This window comes from Mycolicibacterium phocaicum, from assembly GCF_010731115.1.
GTDB classification, from domain to species: Bacteria; Actinomycetota; Actinomycetes; order Mycobacteriales; family Mycobacteriaceae; genus Mycobacterium; species Mycobacterium phocaicum.
In genome coordinates, this window is record NZ_AP022616.1 from 1,699,500 (window position 1) to 1,723,474 (window position 23,975).

At 68.3% G+C, this 23,975-nt stretch carries 26 protein-coding genes and 1 tRNA gene; 11 read left to right on the plus strand and 16 right to left on the minus strand.

Features of this window, described 5'->3' with window-relative positions:
* The first annotated feature begins 34 nt into the window (after window positions 1–34).
* The gene (locus G6N46_RS08225) at window positions 35–619 is read left to right on the plus strand and encodes a hypothetical protein (protein ID WP_043370464.1); all 585 of its coding nucleotides are present in this window, start codon (window positions 35–37) and stop codon (window positions 617–619) included.
* Between the two features lie 254 nt (window positions 620–873).
* Here G6N46_RS08225 and mshC read toward each other — a convergent pair whose 3' ends face one another.
* Window positions 874–2,124 (minus strand): cysteine--1-D-myo-inosityl 2-amino-2-deoxy-alpha-D-glucopyranoside ligase, encoded by a 1,251-nt coding sequence (mshC, locus tag G6N46_RS08230; RefSeq protein ID WP_138248683.1) that lies wholly within the window; start codon window positions 2,122–2,124, stop codon window positions 874–876.
* A gap of 38 nt (window positions 2,125–2,162) precedes the next feature.
* A complete protein-coding gene (locus G6N46_RS08235; protein ID WP_138248700.1) occupies window positions 2,163–2,942 on the minus strand; it encodes a 3'(2'),5'-bisphosphate nucleotidase CysQ in 780 nt (259 codons plus the stop codon).
* A 136-nt stretch (window positions 2,943–3,078) separates the two neighbouring features.
* Between G6N46_RS08235 and G6N46_RS08240 the strand changes: the two genes are divergently transcribed.
* Window positions 3,079–3,336, plus strand: coding sequence for a hypothetical protein (locus G6N46_RS08240; protein WP_138248682.1), 258 nt, complete (start codon window positions 3,079–3,081; stop codon window positions 3,334–3,336).
* A gap of 62 nt (window positions 3,337–3,398) precedes the next feature.
* Here G6N46_RS08240 and G6N46_RS08245 read toward each other — a convergent pair whose 3' ends face one another.
* From G6N46_RS08245 to G6N46_RS08270, 6 genes are all read right to left on the minus strand, one after another.
* The gene (locus tag G6N46_RS08245; protein WP_138248681.1) at window positions 3,399–4,064 is read right to left on the minus strand and encodes a GNAT family N-acetyltransferase; all 666 of its coding nucleotides are present in this window, start codon (window positions 4,062–4,064) and stop codon (window positions 3,399–3,401) included.
* 79 nt (window positions 4,065–4,143) lie between these two features.
* Window positions 4,144–4,959, minus strand: coding sequence for an Rv2133c family protein (locus G6N46_RS08250; protein ID WP_174814032.1), 816 nt, complete (start codon window positions 4,957–4,959; stop codon window positions 4,144–4,146).
* Window positions 4,946–5,539 carry an Rv2134c family protein gene (locus tag G6N46_RS08255; RefSeq protein WP_138248679.1) on the minus strand — a complete coding sequence of 198 codons (594 nt, stop codon included), beginning with the start codon at window positions 5,537–5,539 and terminating at the stop codon, window positions 4,946–4,948. The genes G6N46_RS08250 and G6N46_RS08255 overlap by 14 nt, the downstream gene beginning before the upstream one ends.
* A gap of 29 nt (window positions 5,540–5,568) precedes the next feature.
* Window positions 5,569–6,288: a histidine phosphatase family protein gene (locus G6N46_RS08260; RefSeq protein ID WP_138248678.1), complete on the minus strand. Its 720-nt coding sequence runs from the start codon at window positions 6,286–6,288 to the stop codon at window positions 5,569–5,571.
* Window positions 6,285–7,133: an undecaprenyl-diphosphate phosphatase gene (locus tag G6N46_RS08265; RefSeq protein WP_174814033.1), complete on the minus strand. Its 849-nt coding sequence runs from the start codon at window positions 7,131–7,133 to the stop codon at window positions 6,285–6,287. Before G6N46_RS08265 ends, G6N46_RS08260 begins: the two co-directional genes overlap by 4 nt.
* A 35-nt stretch (window positions 7,134–7,168) precedes the next feature.
* Entirely contained in the window at window positions 7,169–7,480 is a 312-nt protein-coding gene (locus tag G6N46_RS08270; RefSeq protein ID WP_061006446.1) for a hypothetical protein, read from the minus strand.
* 127 nt (window positions 7,481–7,607) lie between these two features.
* Between G6N46_RS08270 and G6N46_RS08275 the strand changes: the two genes are divergently transcribed.
* The 4 genes from G6N46_RS08275 to G6N46_RS08290 all read left to right on the plus strand — a co-directional run bounded on the left by G6N46_RS08275 (window position 7,608) and on the right by G6N46_RS08290 (window position 11,638).
* Entirely contained in the window at window positions 7,608–8,657 is a 1,050-nt protein-coding gene (locus tag G6N46_RS08275) for an NHL repeat-containing protein (protein WP_407665086.1), read from the plus strand.
* Window positions 8,657–8,956 carry a DUF5703 family protein gene (locus tag G6N46_RS08280; protein WP_138248676.1) on the plus strand — a complete coding sequence of 100 codons (300 nt, stop codon included), beginning with the start codon at window positions 8,657–8,659 and terminating at the stop codon, window positions 8,954–8,956. The genes G6N46_RS08275 and G6N46_RS08280 overlap by 1 nt, the downstream gene beginning before the upstream one ends.
* 10 nt (window positions 8,957–8,966) lie before the next feature.
* Window positions 8,967–10,025 (plus strand): quinone-dependent dihydroorotate dehydrogenase, encoded by a 1,059-nt coding sequence (locus G6N46_RS08285; RefSeq protein WP_163692653.1) that lies wholly within the window; start codon window positions 8,967–8,969, stop codon window positions 10,023–10,025.
* A 65-nt stretch (window positions 10,026–10,090) separates the two neighbouring features.
* A complete protein-coding gene (locus G6N46_RS08290) occupies window positions 10,091–11,638 on the plus strand; it encodes an IS1182 family transposase (protein WP_138248674.1) in 1,548 nt (515 codons plus the stop codon).
* A gap of 157 nt (window positions 11,639–11,795) precedes the next feature.
* On the opposite strand, the gene G6N46_RS08295 is transcribed toward G6N46_RS08290, so the two are convergent.
* Complete coding sequence (locus G6N46_RS08295) at window positions 11,796–12,800, minus strand: AraC family transcriptional regulator (RefSeq protein WP_167526397.1); 1,005 nt, start codon at window positions 12,798–12,800, stop codon at window positions 11,796–11,798.
* Window positions 12,801–12,901: 101 nt separating this feature from the next.
* On the opposite strand from G6N46_RS08295, the gene G6N46_RS08300 reads away from it, so the two are divergent.
* Window positions 12,902–13,453, plus strand: a complete 552-nt coding sequence (locus G6N46_RS08300) for a 2,4'-dihydroxyacetophenone dioxygenase family protein (RefSeq protein ID WP_138248673.1) — start codon at window positions 12,902–12,904, stop codon at window positions 13,451–13,453.
* Window positions 13,454–13,485: 32 nt separating this feature from the next.
* The gene (locus G6N46_RS08305; protein ID WP_138248672.1) at window positions 13,486–14,955 is read left to right on the plus strand and encodes a WS/DGAT/MGAT family O-acyltransferase; all 1,470 of its coding nucleotides are present in this window, start codon (window positions 13,486–13,488) and stop codon (window positions 14,953–14,955) included.
* On the opposite strand, the gene G6N46_RS08310 is transcribed toward G6N46_RS08305, so the two are convergent.
* The 3 genes from G6N46_RS08310 to G6N46_RS08320 form a co-directional block, all read right to left on the minus strand.
* Window positions 14,933–16,288: a hypothetical protein gene (locus G6N46_RS08310; RefSeq protein WP_138248671.1), complete on the minus strand. Its 1,356-nt coding sequence runs from the start codon at window positions 16,286–16,288 to the stop codon at window positions 14,933–14,935. The two genes, G6N46_RS08305 and G6N46_RS08310, sit on opposite strands and share 23 nt — an antisense overlap.
* Before the next feature lie 121 nt (window positions 16,289–16,409).
* Window positions 16,410–16,934, minus strand: coding sequence for a YbhB/YbcL family Raf kinase inhibitor-like protein (locus tag G6N46_RS08315; RefSeq protein WP_138248670.1), 525 nt, complete (start codon window positions 16,932–16,934; stop codon window positions 16,410–16,412).
* 47 nt (window positions 16,935–16,981) lie between these two features.
* The gene (locus G6N46_RS08320) at window positions 16,982–18,313 is read right to left on the minus strand and encodes a M20/M25/M40 family metallo-hydrolase (RefSeq protein ID WP_138248669.1); all 1,332 of its coding nucleotides are present in this window, start codon (window positions 18,311–18,313) and stop codon (window positions 16,982–16,984) included.
* 76 nt (window positions 18,314–18,389) lie between these two features.
* Between G6N46_RS08320 and G6N46_RS08325 the strand changes: the two genes are divergently transcribed.
* Window positions 18,390–18,475: transfer RNA gene (locus G6N46_RS08325), tRNA-Leu, on the plus strand.
* A gap of 60 nt (window positions 18,476–18,535) precedes the next feature.
* Here G6N46_RS08325 and G6N46_RS08330 read toward each other — a convergent pair.
* The 4 genes from G6N46_RS08330 to G6N46_RS08345 all read right to left on the minus strand — a co-directional run bounded on the left by G6N46_RS08330 (window position 18,536) and on the right by G6N46_RS08345 (window position 21,818).
* Window positions 18,536–19,987, minus strand: a complete 1,452-nt coding sequence (locus G6N46_RS08330) for an LLM class flavin-dependent oxidoreductase (RefSeq protein ID WP_138248668.1) — start codon at window positions 19,985–19,987, stop codon at window positions 18,536–18,538.
* A 90-nt stretch (window positions 19,988–20,077) separates the two neighbouring features.
* A complete protein-coding gene (locus tag G6N46_RS08335; protein WP_138248667.1) occupies window positions 20,078–20,815 on the minus strand; it encodes an SDR family oxidoreductase in 738 nt (245 codons plus the stop codon).
* A 111-nt stretch (window positions 20,816–20,926) separates the two neighbouring features.
* Window positions 20,927–21,385 (minus strand): hypothetical protein, encoded by a 459-nt coding sequence (locus G6N46_RS08340; protein WP_138248666.1) that lies wholly within the window; start codon window positions 21,383–21,385, stop codon window positions 20,927–20,929.
* Window positions 21,386–21,389: 4 nt separating this feature from the next.
* On the minus strand, window positions 21,390–21,818 hold the full coding sequence (locus G6N46_RS08345; protein ID WP_138248665.1) for a DUF6636 domain-containing protein: 429 nt from the start codon (window positions 21,816–21,818) through the stop codon (window positions 21,390–21,392).
* Window positions 21,819–22,010: 192 nt separating this feature from the next.
* Here G6N46_RS08345 and G6N46_RS08350 point away from each other — a divergent pair, with 192 nt between their 5' ends.
* Together G6N46_RS08350 and G6N46_RS08355 are read left to right on the plus strand one after the other, a co-directional pair.
* Entirely contained in the window at window positions 22,011–23,351 is a 1,341-nt protein-coding gene (locus G6N46_RS08350) for an FAD-dependent oxidoreductase (RefSeq protein ID WP_138248664.1), read from the plus strand.
* 20 nt (window positions 23,352–23,371) lie between these two features.
* Entirely contained in the window at window positions 23,372–23,953 is a 582-nt protein-coding gene (locus G6N46_RS08355; protein ID WP_138248663.1) for a TetR/AcrR family transcriptional regulator, read from the plus strand.
* The last annotated feature ends 22 nt before the right edge of the window (window positions 23,954–23,975 follow it).

Below are 23,975 nucleotides of genomic sequence, written 5' to 3' on the forward strand. Positions count from 1 at the left end.
ACACCGCGACGTGGCGCCGGTACAGTGTGGCGACGTGTTGGTCGCCGATCTGCATCACTTCCTCGACATGCCGCACGACGCTTCCGGTCCCGCGCGCCGCCTGGCACAACACCTGGGCGACATTGTCCGGGCGGGCACCGCCGGCCAGGTCGGTGATCGGTGGGTATCGGCATTGCCGTGTCGGCGCCGCCCCGCCCACAGGCGCTGCCCCGGGCGGATGACCATCGCTATCGCCTCGGCCGAGACGGCGGCGCCGATCCGATGGTCGTGCAGCGTCTGCGACGACGAGGGGGTGATCAGCAACTGGGCAGACTCCCCATACGACCTGCGCCGCCGCCGCTCCAGCGTTGCCGGCGACCTCAAGGAGGTCATCGTCAGCGACACGACCGCCGCCGTGTTACGCGACCTGATGCTGCTTGACCCCGACTGTGAGCGACTGGTGTACGGCATGCGCGCCCACCCAAACGGCGCTGCCTTACTGACCAATGCCGACGACCTCGAAGAGCTTATCGGGTTCGTAGCCGCCGAAGCCAACCACGAACCCAACCGCCGCCGCCAAGACCGCCTCGACGCCGCGTTCAACGCACTGACCGACGCCGCCCAAACCCTCTCCAGCTGAGCATCTCTCGGCCCTACGCATCAGCCCTGGGCGCGCCAAAGCATCCGCAGCAAGCTACCGAACCCGCTCGCCGTTATCCCCAACACCACCAGCTCAAGCTGCAAGAGCCTGTCACTTGAGTTCCCCAGCCCGTATGCTCACCCACGAAGCTGCGAACCGACCGGTGCTTTTACACCCACTTTCGGACGCGACCTGAAGACGACTTTTCCGTACACAGAAGACATGGTCCGAAACGTACCCTCACGACGAAGTGACTAGAGGGTCACCCCGAGCAGCGCGTCGACGGTGTCGGCCACCAATCGCGGCGCGGCGGCGTCGTGCCCGCCGTATTCGAGCGCGTCCGTCGACCAGCCATCAAGGGCGGCAAGTACTTTCGGGGTATCGAGATCGTCGGCCAGGTACCGGCGGACCCGGGCGAGCAGATCCGTCGCATCCGGCCCGGCGGGCAGTGCGGTGGCCGCCCGCCAGCGCTGCAGCCGCACCTGCGCGGTGCTGAGGACCTCGGGGCTCCAGAAGCGATCGGCGCGGTAGTGCCCGGCCATCAGACCGAGCCGGATGGCACCCGGGTCGACGCCGTCGGCCCGCAGCTGCGACACCAGCACCAGGTTGCCGCGGCTCTTGCTCATCTTGTGGCCGTCCCAGCCGATCATGCCGCCGTGCACGTAGTGGCGGGCGAAACGCCGCTCCCCCGTTACTGATTCGGCGTGGGCGGCGGAGAACTCGTGGTGCGGGAAGGTCAGGTCGCTGCCGCCGCCCTGGATGTCGAAACCCGCACCGAGGCGGTTCAGCGCGATCGCGGCGCACTCGATGTGCCAGCCCGGCCGGCCCGCGCCGAACGGCGACGACCAACTCGGCTCGCCCGGGCGCTGCACCCGCCACAGCAGCGCGTCCAGCTGGCTGGCCTTGCCGGCGCGGTCGGGGTCGCCGCCGCGCTCGCCGAACAGCGCCAGCATGGTGTCGCGGTCGTAGCCCGACTCGTAGCCGAACTGGGTGGTGGCGTCGGCCCGGAAGTAGACATCGGGGTACTGGGCGTCGTCGATGACGTACGCCGCGCCGGACGCCAGCAGCTTCTCGACGAGCTCGACGACCTCGGCGACGGACTCGATGGCGCCGACGTAGTCGTGCGGCGGGAGCACCCGCAGCGCCGCCATGTCCTGCCGGAAGAGCTCGGTCTCACGGTCGCCGAGGTCGCGCCAGTCGATGCCGTCGCGCGCGGCCCGCTCGAACAGCGGGTCGTCGACGTCGGTGACGTTCTGCACGTAGTGGACGTCGTGCCCGGCGTCGAGCCAGTACCGGTGCACCAGGTCGAACGTCAGATAGGTGGCGGCGTGACCCAGGTGCGTGGCGTCGTACGGCGTGATGCCACAGACGTACATGGTGGCCTTCGGACCGGCCGAGACCGGCCGGACCTGACGGTCGGCGGTGTCGTAGAGCCGCAGTTCGGGGCCGGCCTGTTTCGGCCGGCCCGGCAGGTTCGGGACGCTGGGCGCCAGCCACGATCGCATGGCATCGACTTTAGGGTGTGGCCCGAGACACGGCTTAGTCAGGACACCTGGCGCACGGCGTCGAGCAGGGTGTCGGCGAACTCCGGCCGGCACATGACGAAGTCCGGCAGGTACGGATCGGGCCGGTTGTACCGCAGCGGCGAGCCGTCGAGCCGCGACGCGAACAGCCCCGCCGCCTGCACCACGCCGGCCGGTGCGGCCGAGTCCCATTCCCACTGCCCGCCGGCGTGCACGTAGGCGTCGACGTCGCCGCGCACCACGGCCATCGCCTTGGCGCCCGCCGATCCGATGCCGACGAGCTCCATGTCGAGCACATCGCGCAGCCACCACACCACGGCCGGCGGCCGGTAGGTGCTGGTGGCGACGCGGATGGGCCCGGGCCGGCGCGGCGGCGGTCCGGTCACGGTGTCGGTGCGGTGCACCTCGCCGTGTGCGGGCAGCGCGACGGCCGCGTCGGTGATGGACCCGTGTGGGCTGCCATCGCGCTGCCACAGCGCGATGTGGACGGCCCAGTCCGGCCGGCCCCGGCCGAACTCACGGGTGCCGTCGACCGGGTCGACGATCCACACCCGGTCCGAGCGGAGCCGGACCAGGTCGTCGGCGGCCTCCTCCGACAGGATGGCGTCGTCGGGGCGCGCGGTGCGCAGCCGATCGAGGATCAGCGTGTTGGCGTGCCGGTCGCCGGCCGCGCCGAGGGTGTAGGGATCGTGGGAGCCCAGCCGGTCGCGCACCGACAGCAGGAACTCCCCTGCCTCCTGCGCGACTTCCGCGGCCAGCGCGACATCGGTCTGCGCCCTGTCGCTGTCCGCCATGCCCATGAGTATCGCCGAGGGCGACGTCACAGCCGAAATCGCCTATTCACAGGGACGTTGCAGGCTGCTGGCAGGTCCTGCCGAAATAGGGCTCATAGCATTTTCCACAACTATTTACCGCGTAGTCATTAAGGAGGACGTCATGAAGGTGGCGAAGACATTCGGATTCGTCGGCGTCGCGGCGGGTGTCGCACTCGGCGTCTACGGCACGACCCACGCACCCGCGCCGGCCGTCGCGCCCATCGCCTCGTCGGGACATGGCGCCACGTCGGGCGAATACACCCAGCCGACGGTCGCCGGTATCAACATGGGCTCCACCGAAGCGCCGACGACGCCCAGCAGCGTCGAGCCCGTCACCGTCGCTTCCCCGCCGGTGAAGGCCAAGCCGTACTCCGGCTGAGCTGACGAAGGCACGGAAAAGGGCTCCGGAATTCCCGGAGCCCTTTTCCTTTGGGGCACAGCCTACTTCGGTGTCGCGCCCGGAGCGCGGACCACCATGGGCACGGCCGGGAAGTACGACGCCATCTCCGACCGCGACCGGCGCAGCGCCGCGGTGCCGTAGCCGCGGTGGCGGTAGTCGGGGTGGACCCAGATACGGACGTTGACCTCGCCGCCGTCCAGCTCACCGAACACCATGCCGACCTTGGCGCCATCTTCCTCGGCGACGAACCACACCGCTTCCTCGGCGTTGACGCGGGCAAGCGCGGCCTTGATCTCGTCGTCCAGGTCGCCGGCGGCACGGCCCGAGCCGTCACCGGACGCACCGACATCGGTGGTGCGGGTGGCGAAGATGTCGCGGTCGGCGGCGCCGGAGAACGGGCGCAGCGACAGGTTGTCCCCGAAGCTGGCCGGGCGGTCCTTCACTGTGAAGGACAACTGGCTGTTCAGATCTTCCAGCTCGTCGGCGATGCGCTTGCGGGCGTCCTTCGTCAGCAGATCGAAGGACATCGCCATGACCTGCTCGCCCCCGGCATGGGAGGTGCCCAGCAGCTTGGCGATGGCATCAACGGCGGCAGCCTTGTTGTCGGCTTCGACGATGACGTCGAGCACCTCGTGCCGGCGATCCAGTGCTTTCTGGAGCGCATCGGTGATCTCGCGGCGGGCTGCGGCCTTGTCGTGGTCGGTCATGCCGACGAGCCTAGAGCACTACCGATCGGTAGGGCTGCCGAAATCACTACGCAAATCGCTACCTGTGTGCAAACTGCGATCAAAAGGCCGGCCACGGGATCGGCCGGTGCCGATCCGGGGTGGGCATGATCGGATTGTCAATCAGCTCAACAACTCTCGCTTGTAGCGCGGCGATCTCAGGACGGGTGAGGTGCGGAGCCAGCGTCGCGGCGAGGCCGTCGCGCAGGGCGTCCCGCAATGCGGCGACCGCACCGAGCACGTCGTCGTCGATCGGTTTTCCGGCCCAGCCCCACAGCACGGTCCGCAGCTTGTCGTCGGCATGCAGGCTGACGCCGTGGTCGACGCCGTACACCTGGCCGTCGGCGCCGGCCAGCACGTGCCCGCCCTTGCGGTCGGCGTTGTTGATCAGTACGTCGAACACCGCCAGCCGGTGCAGCCGGGCGTCGTCGGCGTGCACCAGCACCACTTCGTCGCCCTTGTGGTCGTAGGCCCGCAGGATAGGCAGGTATCCCGCCGGCACCCGGCCGGCCGGAACGAGGTCGACGAGGTCCGGGCCGGGCGGCGGTTCGGTTTCACTGAGCGCGTCGCCAGGCTGGTCGACCCAGCGCTGCACCATGCCCGGGCCCGCCGGGCCGTCACGAATTATGGTGTGCGGCACCAGGTTCCAGCCCAGCGCGGCAGACACCAGATAGGCCGCCAGCTCCCGTCCGGCCAGGGTGCCGTCGGGGAAGTCCCACAGCGGAGCCTCCCCGGAGATCGGCTTGTACACGCAGTGCAGCAGCGCGTCGTCCAGCTCGGCTTCGCACAGGAACGTCGCGTTGCTCGCCGACCTGATGCGCCCGAGCGCCGTCAGCTCACCGCGTTGCAGAATCTGTTCGGCGTCAGGAGGCGTCATCCGGCTCATCACCGTCGGCATCCAGCATGCCGCGCCGATACCCGTTGGTGCGCACGCAGATATGCCCCTCCGGGTCGAGCGGCTCCTCGCACAGCGGGCACGGCGGCCGGCCGGCGGAGATCACCCGATTCGAGCGGTTCGCGAAGTCCCGGGCCGACTGCGGACTCAGAAACACCCGCACGGCGTCGGGGCCTTCCTCGGCGTCGTCGAGCACGACGGAGGCGTCGAATTCCGAGTCGGTGACGGCCAGCAGCTCGACCACCACGGTCTGCGCTTCGGAGTCCCAACCCAGACCCATGGTGCCGACCCGGAATTCGGCGTCCACGGGCATCACGAGTGGGTTGAGGTCGGCGACCTCACCGGTGTCGGGCGGGATCGGCGTGCCGAACCGCCGGTTGATCTCGACCAGCAGGGCGGAGATGCGCTCGGCCAGGACCGCGACTTGCTGCTTCTCCAACATGACCGAGACGACCCGCTGGTCGTGCACGGCCTGCAGGTAGAACGTCCGGTTACCAGGCTGCCCAACGGTCCCGGCCACGAAGCGGTCGGGAGAGCGGAAGACGTGAATTGCGCGAGCCATGGCACCTTTCAAAATACCGGTTCACCGGTCTAATCGGTCGAGCCACCGACGGTTGCGTCGTGTGTCGGGACGGCATCGTCGGGCTTGCCGGCCTCGTCGGATTTGGGCTGCTCGGGCTGCGGGCGCAGCGACGAGCTGAGATCCGTGCCGGTGTGGTTGACGTGCAGGACGAACGGTCGGTGCGGCGTGTAGCGGATGACGCTCATCGAGGCGGGGTCGGCGACGATCCGCTGGAAGCCGTCGAGGTGCACACCCAAGGCGTCGGCCAGCACCGCCTTGATGACGTCGCCGTGCGTGCAGGCGATCCACAGCGTGTCGCCGTCGTGCTCCTGAGCCAGGGCCCGGTCGATCTCGCGGACGGCGGCCACGGCGCGCGACTGCACCTGCGCCAGCCCCTCACCGTCCGGGAACACCGCTGCGCTGGGCTGCTGCTGGATGACGGGCCACAGCGGCTCTTTGACGAGTTCGGCGATCTTGCGGCCGGTCCAGCCGCCGTAGTCGACCTCGATCAGCCGATCGTCGACGCGCGGCTCCAGGCCCAGCGCCGCGGCCAGCGGGGCGACGGTGTTCTGGCAGCGCAGCAGCGGCGAACGGACGATGGCCTTGACCGGCAGCTCGCCGATCCGGGCGACGACACCGTCGGCCTGCGCGCGGCCCTTGTCGTCGAGGTCGACGCCCTCGGACCGGCCGGCCAGGGTGTGGGCGGTGTTGGACGTGGAGCGCCCGTGGCGCAGCAGGATGACCGTCACTGTGCCGCCACCACCCCGGTGCCGAGCAGCGCGAGCACCGTCACGCCGAGCACGATGCGGTAGCCGACGAACCAGTACATGCTGTGCCGCACCAGGAATTTCAGGAACCAGGACACCGCGGCGTAGCCGACGACGAACGCGATCAAGATGGCGACGGTCAGCTGCGCGCCGGTGGCGCTCATGCCTTCGGTGACGGGCTTGAAGGCGTCGGGCAGCGAGAACAGGCCGGAGGCCAGCACCGCCGGGATGGCGAGCAGGAAGCCGAAGCGCGCCGCCAGCTCGCGGTTCATGCCGAGGAACAGGCCGGCACTGATCGTCGCGCCGGACCGCGACACCCCCGGCACCAGCGCCAGGCACTGCGCCAGACCGACGAGGACGCTGTCCTTCCACGTCAGTTGCTCGACGTCGCGGGTCTGCTTGCCGGCGTACTCGGCGAGGGCGATCACCGCCGAGAACACGATCATCGCGGTGGCGATGACCCACAGATTGCGGGCGCCGGAACGGATCTGGTCCTTGAACAGCAGTCCCAGCACGCAGATCGGGATGGTGCCGATGATCACCCACCAGCCCAGCCAGTAGTCGGCGGTGCGGCGGGCGGCGTCGGTCAGCCCGGCGAACCAGGCGGTGAGGATGCGCCAGATGTCCTTGGCGAAATAGATGAGCACCGCGGCCTCGGTCCCGAGCTGGGTGACCGCGGTGAACGACGCGCCCGCGTCACCGGCGAAGAAAACCCGGGAGGCGATGGCCAGATGACCCGACGACGACACCGGCAAGAACTCGGTGAGCCCCTGGAGGACGGCCAGCACGATCGTCTGCCACCAGCTCATGGCTGCCACGTCAGTCACGCCGACGACCGTACCGTGAGCGGCAGGCGCAGGCGTTAGTGGTTGCGCTGCACCGGTTGTGCGTCGGCGACCGCGTCGCGTACGGCGGCAGCGAGACTGCGCTCGTCGTGCACGTCGACGTGCGCCAGGCTTCGCGAGGACACCGCGACGACGTCCTCTTCCTGCGGCACCGGCCCCGACAGACGCGGGCGGTAGACCTCCACAATCAACACGCGCTTGTCGTCGAGGCGAAATGAAAAACTCCGGCCGTCGCCGACTTGGCCAAACCCGCTGGCCCGCAGACCTGTCGAAAGGTCTTCGATAGCAAAATTACCGTTGGCCAGATCGCCGTCGGTGGCAATGCTCATGGTCCCGACCATACCCCTCCGGTACGTGACGTACCCGCCTGAAGCAGATAATTGACGTCAAAATATTTGCCTAAACTGGCAATTAGCGATCACCCGCCGTTCACCGACCGAAAGCCAGCCTGTGTCAATGGATCACCATCCCATTAATTGTCGGCTGCGTGAATATCGGGTGGGCCTAACGAGATTCGCGACGGCCGCGCTGGCCGTCGGCACGCTGGCGGCGTGCTCGTCGCATCCAGCCGAGACGGCGCCGCCGACCATCTCCCCCGCACACGCCGCGGTGTCGCCCCCGGTCACCGGCGCTCCCGACGGCGTCGTCCGCGCCCTTCCCGGGCCCGGTACCGGCGCCGGCTTCGACACGGCGACGGCGTCGCTCGTCGTGCTCGGCACCGACGCCGGACGTCCGGTGGTGACGGTGCCCGGCACACCGCCGGTGGTGCTGCCGGCCGCTGCGACAGGTATCACAGTCGACGGCGCGGGCACGGCGTTCCTGTCCACCCGCGGCGGCTACCTGCGGTTCGACATCGGCAAGCGCGCGGTGCAAACGGTCGCGGTCGACGGCCAGTCCGGCACCGACTTCACCTCGATCGCCCGGCGGGCCGACGGGAAACTGGCATTGGGAACCGCCGACGGGGCGGTGCTGATCGTCGACGGTACCGCGGTGAAGTCCCGGATGAAGGCCTTCGCCCGCGTGGACGGTCTTGCCGCGCAAGGCAATACCGTCGTGGTCCTGGACCGTGGGCAAACCTCGGTGACCGAGGTGAACGCCGACGGCACCGACGTCGCCCAGGCGCTGCGCGCCGGTGAAGGCGCCACGACGCTGGCCGCCGATCCCGCCGGGCGGGTGCTGGTGGCCGACACGCGCGGCGACGGCCTGCTGGTCTTCGGGACGACGCCGCTCATGCTGCGGCAGCAGGCGCCGGTGCGGGGCGCGCCGTACGGCATCGTCGGATCGGCGAAACTCGCCTGGGTTTCGCAGACCGCGACGAACAGCGTGGTTGGTTACGATCTTTCGACTGGCATCCCCGTCGAGAAAGTCCGATATCGCACCGTGCAGCAGCCTGACGTCCTCTCCTTCGACGAACGCACCGGCACCTTGTTCGTGGTGTCGGGATCGGGCGCCGGGGTCCAGGTGATCGCGAACGCCGCCGCGAGGCCGGGGTCGGGCGGCCACTGATGCAGCGGGGGCGGATGCCGGCAGCGTGGGCGGAGGACTTGTCCGACGACTACGAATGGATTCCGCTCCGACTGCCGCCGGAAGTGACCAGGCTGTCGGCGTCGATCCGGCTGTCGATCGAGGCCGAATACCGCGGGTGGGAACTGACGCGCGTGCGCCTCTACACCGACGGTTCGCGCCGGGTGCTGCTGCGCCGCCGCAAGATCAGGACGGGCGACGCGACGGGAAATGTGCCCGGGGCGGGCGAAACGACGGGCCAGGTGCCCGATAGGTTGGCGCCCGAACAGCCGTCGATGTGAGGAGCCGTTGATGTATCGCGCCCTGCGCTGGGTGTTCTTCCTGGTGTCCCCGGAGCGGATTCACACCTGGGTGTTCGCGCTGCTGCGCGTCGCGACCGGATTGGCCGTCAGCCGCCGGTTGCTGGCCAAGTGGCTGGCCCCGTCGGATCCGGTGTTGGAGACGACGGTGTTCGGCGTGACGTTCCCGGGCCCGGTGGGCCTGGCAGCCGGCTTCGACAAGAACGGCAGTGGCATCAACGCTTGGGGCCCATTGGGTTTCGGCTACGCCGAGGTGGGCACGGTGACGGCGCAGGCACAGCCCGGCAATCCGGCGCCGCGGCTGTTCCGGCTGCCCGAGGACCGTGCACTGCTGAACCGCATGGGCTTCAACAACCACGGGGCAGGCGAGCTCGCCATCAAGCTGACCCGCAGCCAGTCCACCGTGCCGATCGGCGTGAACATCGGCAAGACCAAGGTCACCCCGCCCGAACACGCCGTCGACGACTACGCCGAGAGCGCCCGCCTGTGCGGGCCACTGGCCGACTTCGTCGTGGTGAACGTCAGCTCGCCGAACACGCCCGGGCTGCGTGATCTACAGGCCGTGGCGTCGCTACGGCCGATCCTGGCCGCCGTGCGCGCCGAGACGACCAAGCCCGTGCTGGTGAAGATCGCGCCCGACCTGTCCGACGACGACGTCGACGAGATCGCCGACCTGGCCGTCGAACTTGGGCTGGCGGGGATCGTCGCGACCAACACCACGATCTCCCGCGAAGGACTACTGACCCCCGGCGTCGCCGAGCTGGGCGCGGGCGGCGTGTCCGGCGCCCCGGTGGCCGCGCGGTCGCTCGAGATCCTGCGGCGGCTGCACAAACGCGTCGGCGGTCAGCTGGTGCTGATCAGCGTCGGCGGCATCGAGACCGCCGACGACGCCTGGGAGCGCATCCTCGCCGGCGCCTCCCTGGTGCAGGGCTACACCGGCTTCATCTACGGCGGTGGCCTGTGGGCCAAGCACATTCACGACGGCGTGGCCGCGAAGTTGAAGGCCGGTGGCTTCGCGTCGCTGGCCGATGCGGTGGGCTCCGGCGCCTAGGAGTCTGCTGAATTAATCGGGTGTGGCGCCAAGGGTTGTCCTGGGGTTTCGCCGATGATTGAGCGGTGCAAGGTCGCTCTGATGATCAGCGTGAGTTGTTGGATGCCGAATCGGTGGCCGGGCATCTTCTGAAGCCCGACAGTGTGTTTGCGTTCCTGGCGGCCCACCGCCATGTGCTGTTTCCCGAGGAGATGTTCGCCGACCTGTTCCCGTCGCGGCGGGGCCGACCCAGTGTGCCGGCCGAGGTGATGGCCTCGGTGATCACACTGCAAGCCCTGCACGGACTCTCAGACAACGAGACCGTGGACGCGGTCACCTTCGATCTGCGGTGGAAAGCCGCGTGCGGGCTGCCGGTCACCGCGCCGGCGTTTCACTCCACGACGCTGACCTACTGGCGGCGCCGGCTGGCGGCCTCGGATCGCCCCAACCGGATCTTCGAGGCCGTGCGAACCGTGGTCGCGCAGACCGCGGTGCTGGCGGGCAAGACCCGGCGAGCATTGGATTCCACCGTCCTCGATGACGCGGTGGCCACCCAGGACACCGTGACCCAGCTGATCGCCGCGATCCGCCGCGTGGGCCGCGACGTCCCCGGCGCCGCCGAGGTGATCGAGACTCATTGCACGGCCCACAATTACCACGACCCGGGTAAACCCACGATCGCCTGGAACGACAAGGCCGCCCGTGATCAGCTCATCGACGCCCTGGTCGGCGACGCGCATCGGCTGCTGGGGCATCTGCCCGAGCAGGAGCTGGGACCGAGGGCCGCCGAGGCGGTGGCCCTGCTAGCGCTGATCGCCGGGCAGGATGTCGAACCTGTCGAAGGCTCCGATGGCACCGACGGGCAGTGGCGCATCGCCCAGAAAGTCGCCGAGGATCGCATCATCTCCACCGTGGATCCTGAGGCCCGGCACGCTCATAAGACGGTGCATCGGCGCCAGGACGGCTTCAAAGCCCACATCGCGATCGAACCCGATACCGGGATCATCACCGACTGTGCTCTGACCAAGGCCAGTGGTCCCGATAACCACGAAGCGGTCGTCGGGCTGGGATTGCTTGAGGATGAAAATGCCCCGGTGCGGGTGCTCGGCGATTCGGCCTACGGCACCGGCGCAGCCCGCGCCACCCTCGCCGAACTCAAGCATGTCGCGGTGATCAAACCGCTGCCGCTGCGGACCCCAGTGCCTGGCGGGTTCACCAGCGATGACTTCGCCATCGATTTCGATGACCGCACCGTGACCTGCCCGGCCGCACACACCGTCACCATCACGCCCAGCGGTGGCGCAAAATTCGAAAAATATTGTCGCTCATGCCCGTTGGCGGCCCGATGCACTACCGCAGTACGGGGACGCAAGCTCACCATCAGCGAGCACGAACCGCTGATGCGTGCCGCCCGCGCAGCAGCGCGCACCCCCCAGTGGCAGGACGAGTACCGCCAACACCGGCCCATGGTGGAACGCTCCATCGCCTGGCTGACCCGCAGCAACCGCAAAGTCCGCTACCGCGGCACCACCAAAAACGACCACTGGCTGCACCACCGAGCCGCCGCCCTCAACCTGCGCCGGCTAATCACCTTGGGCCTGACGCACACGGGCACCACCTGGGCCATCGCCTAACGGCAGGTGACCAACCTCTTGCCACCCCAGGCAACCGATGCCACAGTCGATGGTGGCGGGGCGATCTCGTATCTGTCGACCTCCGGGCCTGACTTCACCCACGCGCCAATGAGCACTCCAGACGCCCCGCCCCAAACCCCACTAATTCAGCAGACTCCTAGCCCTCGACTCCGGTACGCCGGTACGCCGACGCCGACATGCCGAACCAGCGCCGGCTCGACCGCGACAGCACGCTCTGCTCGCTGTAGCCGAGTAGTCCGGCCAGCTGCCCCAATGGCATGTCGGTGGTGCGGAGGTAGCGGTCCGCGTCCTCGCGACGCACCTCGTCGACCAGCCCGGCGAACGACGTGCCCTGCGCCTCCAGTTGCCGCTGCAGGGTGCGCGGGTGCACCGCGAGCTGCTGCGCAACCAGGTCGAGGGTCAGGCCGCCGGTGGGCAGCATCCGGCGGATCAGCAGCCGGACCGGTTCGGCGGTCTGTGAATCAGCCGGGACCGCGATGGTGTTCAGATAGCCCCGCACCACGTCGTGCACCGCGCCGTCGGCCGCAAGCGGCCGGGCGAGCACCGCGCGCGGGAAGCGAAAACCGTTGTCCGGCATGGCAAAACGCGCCGGGCACCCGAAGTAGTCGGCATAGCTCTCGGCGGTCGTCAGCGGCTCGTGCCGGAAGTGCACCACGGCCGGCGTGAAGTCGGGCCCCGTCAGCAGCCGGAACACCCGGAGGGATACGCCGAGAGCCAACTCTGCCGCCTGCCGGTGCACGATCGGCCGGGGCACGGCGAGACGCCAATCGAATCGGGCGTAGCGCGCGGTCGGCTGCGGGTCGATCGCTGCCGACAGCGCCGGGCTGTAGACCGCCATGTACTGGTCGATCGCGGCGAGCGCGGCCGCTACGTTCGCCGCCGTCCGCGCCGCGATCCCGACCGGCCCCAAGATGTCCAGGCCTTGGCGCAGGGCCAGCCGCCGGCCGAAGTCGGGCGCGCCGGTCGCCGCGGCGGCAGCCTCCAGAACCGTGACGACGCTGCGGTAGTCGACGAAGTTGTCCTGATCGCCGACCGCGTCGACCGGGATGCGACTCCGGGCGAGCAAGGGCTCGGGATCGGCACCCAGTTCGCGGACCAGCTCGAGAAAGCCCTGCAGCGACGTGCCACGCACGAACGACATGTCGTCCACTGTCAAGAAGCTGTCGCTTGATGTCAAGTATCTCGGCGTCGCGGATCACAGAATTGATCCATAGCAAGCCACCCCACAACGAAAGGCTCGACATGACCGCCATCGCATCCCCCGAAATGGTCACCACCCTCAGCGGCGCTCCGCTCCCCCTGGTCGCACTGCCGCAAGGCGAGCTGCTGACCGTCAACCTCGCCGAGACGCCGCTCCTGAAGGACGCCCTCGGACCCGGCATGAGCTTCCACCCGCTGCGCCTGGACACCGAGCGGGGCGAGTACGTCATCCTCGCCCGCATGGCACCGGGCGTCGGCCTGCAGCTGCACTACCACACCGGTCCCGCGCAGGTGTACACCTTCCAGGGCTGCTGGTTCTACCGCGAGTACCCCGACCAGCCGCAGACCGCCGGCTCCTACCTGTACGAACCCGGCGGCTCGGTCCACACCTTCTTCACCCCCGAGGACAACACCGAGGACACCGTCGCGCTCATCATCGTCGACGGCGCGAACGTCAACTTCAACGAGGACGGCTCGTTCCACTCGATCCTCGACGCGGTGTCCCTGCACTACCTGACCGAGACGGTCTCCGCGGCCCAGGGCACCACGCCCGTCTTCGTCCACGGCGGCACCGCCGGCGTCGTCAAACCCTGACCCCACCGCCACGAGACTCGAAAGGACCGGCCATGACCTACCGGAAGTTGACCAGCCTCGACGCCCAGTTCCTGGCGATGGAGGACGGGCGCGCACACGGGCACGTCAGCGTGCTGAGCACCTACGCGCCCACCACCGCGGACGGCCGCGCGCTGACCGCAGACCGCATCCGCGACCTCGTGGCCGCGCGACTGCCGCTGCTGCCGCCGTTCCGCTGGCGCCTGGTCCGGGTGCCGTTCGACCTCGACCATCCCTACTGGGACGACTCCGGCGACGTCGATCTGAGCTACCACGTCCAGGAATCCGCGCTGTGCGCGCCGGGTGACGACCGCGCGCTCGCCGACCACGTCGCCGAGCTCATCGCCCGGCCGCTGGATCGGTCGCTGCCGCTGTGGGAAATCCACGTCATCAGCGGCCTGGCCGACGGTTCCGTCGCGCTGCTGATCAAGATGCACCACGCCGCCGTCGACGGCGTGTCCGGCGCCGACGTGCTGCGGGTCCTGCTGGACGACACCCCGGAAGGGCAGGTCATCGAGCAATCGGTGACGCCGGAACCCGGGCGCAAGCCGTCGCAGATCGACCTGCTCGGGCGCGGCCTGTTCAACGCGTCGCAGTACCCACTGCGGTCCATCCGCGCCGCGCTGCGCGCGCTGCCGCACCTCGACGAGGTCCCGACCCTGCGCGGTGTGCCCGGCGTCAACACCATCGCCCGGCACAGCCGGACCGCCAAGGCCGTCCTGGAACGTAGCGACGCTGCCGCAGGCACCGACCTCGTCGCACCGCGGACCAGGTTCCAGGCGCCCATCTCGCAGCATCGCAGCGTGGCGTTCGGTTCGGTGTCGCTGGCCGAGGTGAAGACCGTGAAGGACCACTTCGGTTGCAGCATCAACGATGTCGTGATGGCGATGTGCGCATCGGGTCTGCGGTCATGGCTGACGGAGCACGACGAGCTGCCCGCCGGACCGATGCTGTCGTTCGTGCCCGTGTCGGTCCGGACGCCCGAACAGATCGGGACGTTCGGCAACCGGGTCTCGGTCATGATGGCCGAACTGCCGACCGACGAGCCCGACCCCGTCCAGCGGCTCCACCGGGCGCGCGCCACCATGACCGCCGCCAAACAGCGGCATCGGACATTGCCGGCGTCGTTGCTGGAAGACGCGAACGACCTCATCCCGCCCGCTCTGTTCGCCCGCGCCACCGGGACCGCGCTGCGCCACGGCGCGTCGTTCCTGCAGCCGGCCGTCAACGCCGCCATCTCCAATGTGCCCGGCTCCCCCACGACGCTGTATTGCGCAGGCGCCGAGCAGCTTTCGCAGTTCCCGATCTCCGGTGTGCTGCACGGGGTCGGCCTGAACATCACGGTGTTCAGCTACCGTGACGAGCTGGCATTCGGCATCGTGGTCGACCGCGAGCAGCTCGACGATCCGTGGCCTCTGCTCGACGCGGTGCGGGGCTCCCTGGCGGAGCTGACGGCCGCGGTCAGTAAACCTCCAGCGGCGTGACACCGAGTTCGTCCAAGGTCTGCTGCACGTGCTCGCGCAGCACGGCCTTGGTGTTCTCGGCGCCTACCTGATAGCCCACGACGCCCAGGGTGACCTTGCCGTTGTGGCGCAGGGCCGTCACCACCAGCAGGCCGCCGGGCTGCTCGATGTCGCGTTTCTTGACGTTCTGCTCGACACCCCAGCAGATCACGTAATCGGCCTGGCGGACGCCGTCGATACGGCCGACCAGCTCCGGCACGTCGCCGACATTGGAGCAGGTCACCGGTAGCTCGCCGAGCACCATGGCCGCAGTGTGGCGGACCGCCCGCCGCGGGATGAACGGCGTCAGTGGCAACAGTTGGAAGGATTCGTCCGGCTGCTCCCGGGCGCGGCGCAGTGCGTTGCGGATCTCGCCGCGGAGCTCGGTGAGATCGGTTGTGGCCGAATCGGGTTCGACGGTGAACGTCGTGAACGTCATCGCGTTGGCCCTGGTGTCCTCGAACGACGCGCGGTCGTTGATCGCGACCATCAACGAGATGGCGCCGTCCCGCGCACGCTGGCGGCCCATCCGTACGCCCAGTCGCGTGGCGAACGCCGCGACCAGTGAATGGCCATTGCCGCCGAGTTCTGCTGCACGCGCGTCGAAGCGATCGAGGTCGATGATGGCGGACGCGAACGGCACGTGCACGAGTTCGTCACCGGAGGCCGAAACTCCCGTCGGCGGCGTTGCCGTCATCTCGCCGCGCCGCTCTCGGGCCAGTTTGGCGGCGACCTTGACCGTCCTCCGGACCTCCGGCAGGTCCCTGAAGGTCTGTCGCAGGTCGGAACGGATCGCCTGCAGACGGCTCCGGGATCGCGGCCGCTCGTAGCCCAGGTCGCGCTCGTTGCCCAGGACCGCGTCCATGAACGCGACGACCGAGCCGCTGCCGTCGATCAGACAGTGCGAGAGCACTATCGCGACCGCCGTCGAGCCATCGGTGAAAGGCTGCACCCCCAGGTGCCAACCCGGACCGCGCTCGGGATCGATCGGGATCTGGGCACGCTCCTCCAGCCAGTCGCTCAGTCCTGAACGTGGACAGGGCGTTTCGGCGACGTCGACCGGCCGCGGCGGGCCTGACGCGGCCACCCAACGATGACGGCCGAACGGCAGTGGGGAGCGCTCGATGTACCGCGCCACCATCCCCTTGCCGAAGTTCTCGTTGAACCGGCGCAACCCGTCGAGGTCCACCGGTCCCTCGTAGAACCACAGCGCCATGCCGACCTGGACCCGGCCATTGGCCCGGTACGACAGGAAGGTGGCCTGGTCGATGTAGTCGAGGCGGTCCTGATCCGTCGGTGTCGACTGCTTGCTCACCGGGGTAGGTGTGGACAAAGCCGATGGCCCCCTCGCTTCGGTAGGCCGGCGGGGTCGCTGCCGCCGGCCTCGATCCGATAGTAGGTCGGGTGATAGGTGGTCGCGAATCGGCGCGAGCGGCCTATTTCTGCTCGTACGTGCCGTGGATGACGGCCCGGGCGATGGCCTGCATGAACAGGTTGAAACCCAGGAACGCCGGGGTGGCGTCCTCGGGGATGTCCAGCTTTTCCACAGGTAGCGCGTGCACCGCGATGTAGTACCGGTGCGGGCCGTGACCGGCCGGCGGGGCGGCACCCAGGAAGCGCTTGAGGCTGGCGTCGTTGGTCAGGGTGATGGCGCCCCCGGGCAGGGCGTCGCCGTTGCCCGCGTCGGCGGCCAGCTCGGTCACGTCGGCCGGCAGGTTGGCGACGGCCCAGTGCCAGAAGCCCGACGCGGTCGGGGCGTCGGGGTCGTAGACGGTGACGGCGAAGCTGCGGGTCTCGGCCGGGAAGCCCGACCAGCTCAGCTGCGGCGAGACGTCTTCTCCCCCGGCGCCGAAGATGCCACTGACCTGAGCGTTGGCCAGCGGGCCGCCGTCGGTCAGTGACGTCGAGGTCAGGGTGAAGGTCGGCAGCTGCGGCAGGTTGTCATACGGCGAAGCGGTCATGATGCGAGTCCTTTCGGCGGTCAAACTTCGGTGGCGGGCAGGGTCGGTCAGCAGTGCGTCAGGAAGTGTTCGAGGACCTTGGCGCCGAACTGTAGTGCGTCCACGGGTACCCGTTCGTCGACCCCGTGGAACAGCGCGGCGAAGTCCAGCTCGGGCGGCAGCCGCAGCGGCGCGAAGCCGAAGCACCGGATACCTAGGCGCACAAACGCTTTCGCGTCGGTGCCGCCCGACATCATGTAGGGCACCGTGCGGGCGTCGGGGTCGACGGCCAGGATCGCGGCATTCATCGCGTCGACCAGGTCACCGTCGAACGTGGTCTCCACGCTGGGCAGGTCCCGTTCCCAGGTACGGGTGATGTTGGGACCGAGCAGCGCGTCGAGTTCGCGCTCGAAGGCCTCCTTGCGGCCCGGCAGGACGCGGCAGTCGACCATGGCCTCAGCCGTCGCCGGGATGACGTTGGCCTTGTAGCCCGCCTTGAGCATGGTGGGGTTCGCGGTGTCGCGCAGGGTGGCGCCCACGATGCGCGCGATGCCGCCCAGCTTGGCGATGGAACCTTCCAGGTCCGGCGAGGTCGGGTCGAGGTCGTAGCCGGTCTCTTCGGAGACCGCCGCCAGGAACTGCTCGACCGACTCACTGAGCACCAACGGGAACTGGTGCCGGCCCAGTTTGGCGACGGCTTCGGCGATCTCGGTGACAGCGTTGTCGTCGTGCACCATCGAGCCGTGCCCGGCGCGGCCGCGGGCCGTCAGCCGCATCCAGGACAGGCCCTTCTCGGCCGTCTCGATGAGATACAGGCGACGCTCGCCGCCCTCCTTGGTCGGGACGGTCAGAGAGAAGCCGCCGACCTCGCCGATGGCCTCGGTGATGCCGTCGAACAGGTCGGGCCGGTGGTCGACGAGCCATTGGCAGCCGTAGGTCCCGCCGTGCTCCTCGTCGGACACGAAGGCGAAGACGAGGTCCCTTGGCGGTGTGATGTTGTTGCGCTTGAGGTGCCGCGCGACGGCGATCATCATGCCGCACATGTCCTTCATGTCGACCGCGCCGCGGCCCCACACGTAGCCGTCCTTCACCGCGCCGGAGAACGGGTGCACGCTCCAGTCGGCGGGCTCGGCGGGGACGACGTCGAGGTGGCCGTGGATCAGCAGGGCGCCCCGGTTGGGGTCGGCGCCTTTGAGCCGTGCAAACACGTTGCCGCGCCCGGGCGCGCCCGCCTCCACGTACTCCGTGGTGTAGCCCACTTCGCGCAGTTTCTCGGCCACCCAGCGGGCGCAGTCTTCCTCGCCTTTGGTGGTCTCCGGCTCACCGGTGTTGGACGTATCGAACCGGATGAGGGAGCTGACGAGGTCGACGACCTCATCCTCGGGCGCAGTCACAGTCACATTCGTACCACCCTCGGTTTTGGACTGGGCACCTTGATCCGTTAGCCTAAGCTGCCCGGCCAGACGGCTGGGCAGGGTCCGAGTGGCGGAATGGCAGACGCGCTAGCTTGAGGTGCTAGTGCCCTATTAACGGGCGTGGGGGTTCAAGTCCCCCCTCGGACACACATCAGTAACCAAGAAACCCCGGCCCGCGGGCCGGGGTTTCTTGTCTCCACTGAGCGCTCAGCGGCCGCGCGCCGGTTGAGCCGCGGTCGATGCCGACGACGACGGCAGCGTGGACGGACGATCGATGATCGTCGACGACGGCCCACCGACCCGGTATCGCGCGCCGCGGTGCTCCTGCGGTAGCCGGTCGCCATTGCCGAGCAGCTTGTGCCGCAACGACCCTGGTTGGTAGTCCGCCTGGTAGGCACCACGTTCGGTGAGCACGGGAACCACATGCTCGATCACGTCGGCGAACGAACCCGGGGTGATGGAATAGGCGAGGTTGAAACCGTCGACATCGGTCTCGTCGACCCACTCCTGCAAGGTGTCGGCCACCGCCGCGCCCGACCCGACGATCCGTGGGCCCATGCCCCCGATCTCGCCCCACTCGGCGATGTCCCGGACCGTCCACTCCCGGCCATCGGGGTCAGCCGACTGAAACGCCTTGACCGCGGACAGGATCGCGTTCGAGTCGACGTTGCCGATCGGCTCGTCCAACCCGTACCGGGCCAGATCCACACCCATCCACCCGGACATGAACACCAGCGCGCCTTCCGGGTCGCCGTAGGAGAGCAACTCGCGATGCTTCGCGTGCGCCTCGGCATCGGTGGCCGCGGTGATCACTGTCGACAGGTTGAAGATCTTGGCCGAGTACGGATCCCGGCCGGCCAGTTCCAGCTCCCGGCGGATGGTCGAAACCGTCTCGGCCAGAATGGCTTTGGTCGGCGCCGCGGTGAAGATCGCCTCGGCGTTCTCGGCGGCGAACCGTACCCCGCGCGGAGATGAACCAGCCTGGTAGATCACCGGGGTGCGCTGCGGCGACGGCTCGGCGAGGTGCACTCCCGGCACGCTGAAATGTGTTCCGGAGTGCCCGATGTGGTGCACTTTGTCCGGATCGGTGAACACCCCGCGCTCGCGGTCGCGGACCACCGCATCGTCCTCCCAGGAGCCCTCCCACAACTTGTAGAGCACCTCGAGATATTCGTCGGCGTGGTCGTACCGGGCGTCGTGGGCCGGCTGGTCGGTCTGCCCCATGTTGCGCGCGGCGGCGGGCAGATAACCGGTGACCACATTCCAGCCGATCCGCCCCTTGGTCAGGTGATCCAGGGTCGATATCCGGCGCGCGAACGGATACGGGTGCTCGAACCCGGTGCCGGTGGTGATGCCGAAGCCCAGATGCTCGGTCACCAGCGCCATCGCCGATACCAACAGCAGCGGGTCACCCACCGGAATCTGCGCGGCCTGCCGGATGGCCGCCTCGTCGCTGGCTCCATAGACGTCGTAGGTGCCGAGCACGTCGGCGATGAACAGGCCGTCAAACCTGCCGCGTTCCAACAACTTCGCCAGTTCGGTCCAGTACTCCAGGTCCTTGTAGCGCCAGGACTGATCCTCTGGATGCCGCCACAGCCCGGGCGACTGATGCGCGACACAGTTCATATCGAAGGCGTTGAAGCGAATTTGTCGGGTCACTCCTCCACCGTGCACACATCTCGCGCATCAGACACCGATTGCACTCAGCACGAACATTTTTCGCCGACGTCAGCTGGGTGGCGAGCCGCGTCAACGCAAGCTGTACCCGCCGTCGGGATAGATGGTGGAACCCGTCGTCGCGCCGTTCAGGAACAGATGAACGACGGCGGCCGCGATCTCGTCCTCCCGCGCCAGCTTCCCGGTGGTCGACGTTTCGACGAAATGGGTGAACGCCGCTTCCCGGACCGCCCGGGGGCGTTGATTCCAGAGGTTGCCGTCCACGGTGCCGGGTGAGATGGCGTTGACCCGTACCGGCGCGAGTTCGACGGCCAATCCGCGTGCCAGTCCCTCGACCGCGGCGTTGGCCGCGACGTAGGCGGGGGCCGCTCCGGCGGGCCGCACACTGGCCGCCCCGGCCATCAGGACGACAGACGCGTCGGCGGTCAGCACCGGCAGCGCGGCCTTGACGACGCGGTACTGGCCCCAGAACTTCGAGTCGAAGGGCGATGCGGCGTCGGCCAGCGAGAGTTCGCGCATCGATCCGGTGACGTAGGTGGCCGCGGTGGTGAAGACGGCATCGACCGCATCGAGCCGGGCGAACAGGGCCGCGATGGTGCGCTCGTCCGCGGTGTCGACGACCTGCCAGGTCGCCGCCGGGCCCAGCTCGGCGGCGGCCTTTTCGAGCACACTCGCGCGGCGCCCGCCCAGCACGACCGCACCCCCACCGGACACCACCAATTTGGCCACCGCGAAACCGATGCCGGACCCGCCACCGATGAGGACGACCGTCCGATCAGCGAATGCGTCGCCGGCAAGGAAACTCTTCATGGCTCAGACCCAATCGTCCGCGCCGGGACACCGTCAATCGATTCGATCAGCGTGACTCGCCTGGGATGGTTTTGTGAAGTGACGGAACCTGTTGCGGATCAAGGGTGTTCGTCAGATGCCGTTGACGTAGTCGCCGGTGCAGATGTTGTAGTGCCCAGCGGGATCGAACGTCTCGCCGTTGCCAGGGAAGTACCACTTCACCGCTTGATACATCAACTGGCCATTGCAGGTGCCGAGGTTGTAGGCCACGATCGTCGCCGGTTGTTTGATCGACTCCGCAACGCTGGTGGCACCCGGCGGGATCCCGTAGGAAAGACCTCTCCCGATGGCCCGTTCTCCGCCCCAGGATGACCAGGTGATGTCCCAGATATCGCCCGTCGGGTCGCCGCCGTTGAAGACTCGCATCGGCCGGACCGTTCCGTAACCCCGCACGCTCGGGTTCCAAACGCCGCCGAGCGTCGGTTGCGCGTCGGCCGACGCCGGCGGTGCGCCGGTCGTCGAGCAGGCGGCCACGGCAATGGTGGTCGCAATCGCCGCAGCGAATCGTGTCGCGATCATCGTCGATTTCATGGAGTCAGCCCAACTGGTAGGAGTCGCGTGACACTCGGAAGTAGTGTCCGGTGGTGGAGTCGGTGCACGTCATGCCCGAAACTTCGCTATCGCAGGTGATGGCGCCCACGGTTCTCGTTTGCCCGTAGTCGAGAATCGCTGCGCCGTCGGGAAATTCGTGATCTGAGTGCCAGTCGCCCCCGATGGGCACGTGGCCCCGGTCGAGAATGAACCTGTTGCCCTTCCCGCCCACGGTGTAGTCCGGCGGGCGCGGGACGAACCACGTGTAGTCCTTGATCTCGCACATGGCACCGCCCGCGCCCATCTTGCAGCCGACGTTCCCCGACGGGGACCGAAACGCGTAGGCGTCATCGGCGTGCGCGGTCGCCGCCAGGCCGATCGTTGCCGCGACGGCCAGAGAAAGCTGTGTGGTGATCAGCGCCAGTTTGATCATCTTCGTGGCCTGCCTCTGTTCGGAAGGGTCGACGGTTCGGCGTCGGTCACTCCCAAGGCTGCGGCCGACGCCTTGGTGATTTCTTGGTGGGCGGCCGGCTGTGACGAGCATCTCGGCCGCCGCCCTGACGTAGGCCTTGCGGTACCCACGTACCAATTTAGGCTTGCCTTACCTAATTCAAGGAGATGCTGAATGCGTGACATCCGCGTGGCGGTGATCGGGGCAGGTCCGGCCGGAATCTATGCGTCCGACATCCTGGTCGATGAATACCCGCAGGCCAGGGTCGACCTGTTCGATCGACTGCCGGCCCCGTACGGGCTGGTCCGGTATGGCGTGGCACCCGACCATCCCCGGATCAAGGAGATCATCAAGGCGCTACGCCGGGTGCTCTCGCGCGATCAGATCCGCTTCATCGGCAATGTGCACTACGGCACCGATCTGAAACTGTCCGATCTACGGCGCTACTACGACGCGGTCGTGTTCTCCACCGGCGCTCGCGCCGACCGGCCTCTCGACATCCCCGGCATCGAGCTGCCCGGCAGCTACGGCGCCGCCGACTTCGTGTCCTGGCACGACGGCCACCCCGACGTGCCACGGACCTGGCCGCTGGAGGCCAAGAGCGTCGCGGTGCTCGGCGCGGGCAACGTGGCACTCGACATCGCCCGGATGCTGGCCAAGCCCGCCGACGAGCAGTTGAGCACCGAGATCGCCGGCAATGTGTACCAAGGCCTTTCACTGAATCAGGCCACTGATGTGCACGTGTTCGCCCGGCGCGGCCCGGCCCAGATCAAGTTCTCGCCGATGGAGTTCCGCGAGTTGTCGCACTCCCCCAGCGTCGACGTGATCGTGCACCCGGAGGGCTTCGAGATCGACGAGGCCAGCCAGCACGCCATCAACACCAGCAAGTCCACCAAGCTCGTCGTCAACACCATGATGCGGTATCTCGACGTCGAGCCCACCGGTGCGCCGCACCGCATCCACATCCATCTGTGCCAATCCCCGGTCGCGGTGCTCGGCGCCGAACGGGTCGAAGGGCTGCGGACCGAACGCACAGAGCTGATCGGCGACGGAACCGCTCGGGGCACAGGAGAATTCACCGATTGGCCGGTACAGGCGGTGTACCGCGCGGTCGGCTACCTGTCGTCGCACCTGGCCGACCTGCCGTTCGACCATCACGCCGGTGTGGTTCCGCACGATGCCGGCCGGGTACTGGACCTCGACGGCGAACTGATCGAGGGCACCTACGTCACCGGCTGGATCAAACGCGGACCCATCGGGCTCATCGGACACACCAAATCCGATGCGTCCGAGACGATCACCAGCCTGCTCGCCGACCTGCCCGGACTCCGCGCGCCGGAGGTCGGCGAACCCGATGCCATCCTGGAGCACCTGACCGGCGCCGGCATCGACTACACGACATGGGCGGAATGGGAACGCCTCGACGCCCATGAGATGGCCCTCGGTGCGCAACAGGGCCGAGAGCGGGTCAAGGTGGTGCCCCGCGCGGACATGATCAGGGCCGGTCGACAGTAGGGAGCCGCTAGCCTCACGTCATGCCAACTGTGGGGCGGTACGCCAAAGGTGAGGCCAAGCGCGCGGAGATCAAGGACGTCGCGCTGGCGGTGCTGGAACGCGACGGTGAGGCCGGTGCGTCAATGCGGGTGATCGCCAACGAGGCGAACATCAGCCTGGCGGGCCTGATGCACTACTTTCCCACGCGCGATGCCCTGCTGACCGAGCTGCAGCGCGACGGCGACGCCAAATTCGAAGAGCGGTACCGCAATTCGGACACTGACGTCGACCCGGGCGAAGTCATGGCACAGGCGATGGCGGACAAGGCGGCCAAACCGGGCTCGGGCACGGTCTATCTGTCGCTGGCCGCGGCCGCCGCGGTCGATCCGTCCCATCCGGCCGCGGAATACCTGCGCCGGCGGTACGAAGGGATGCGGGCAACCATCACCGAGTACGTGCGCCGCCGCCAGGAGACCGGCGCCGTGCCCGCACACGTCGACGCCGAGTTCACCGCCACGGCCCTGATCGCCGCAGCCGACGGGATCCAGATTCAGTGGATGTCCGACCGCTCGATCGACATGGGCGCGCACGTGCGCGCGGTGTGGGCAGCATTACTCGCCTGAGCAAAACAGTGCAGTGTATGGT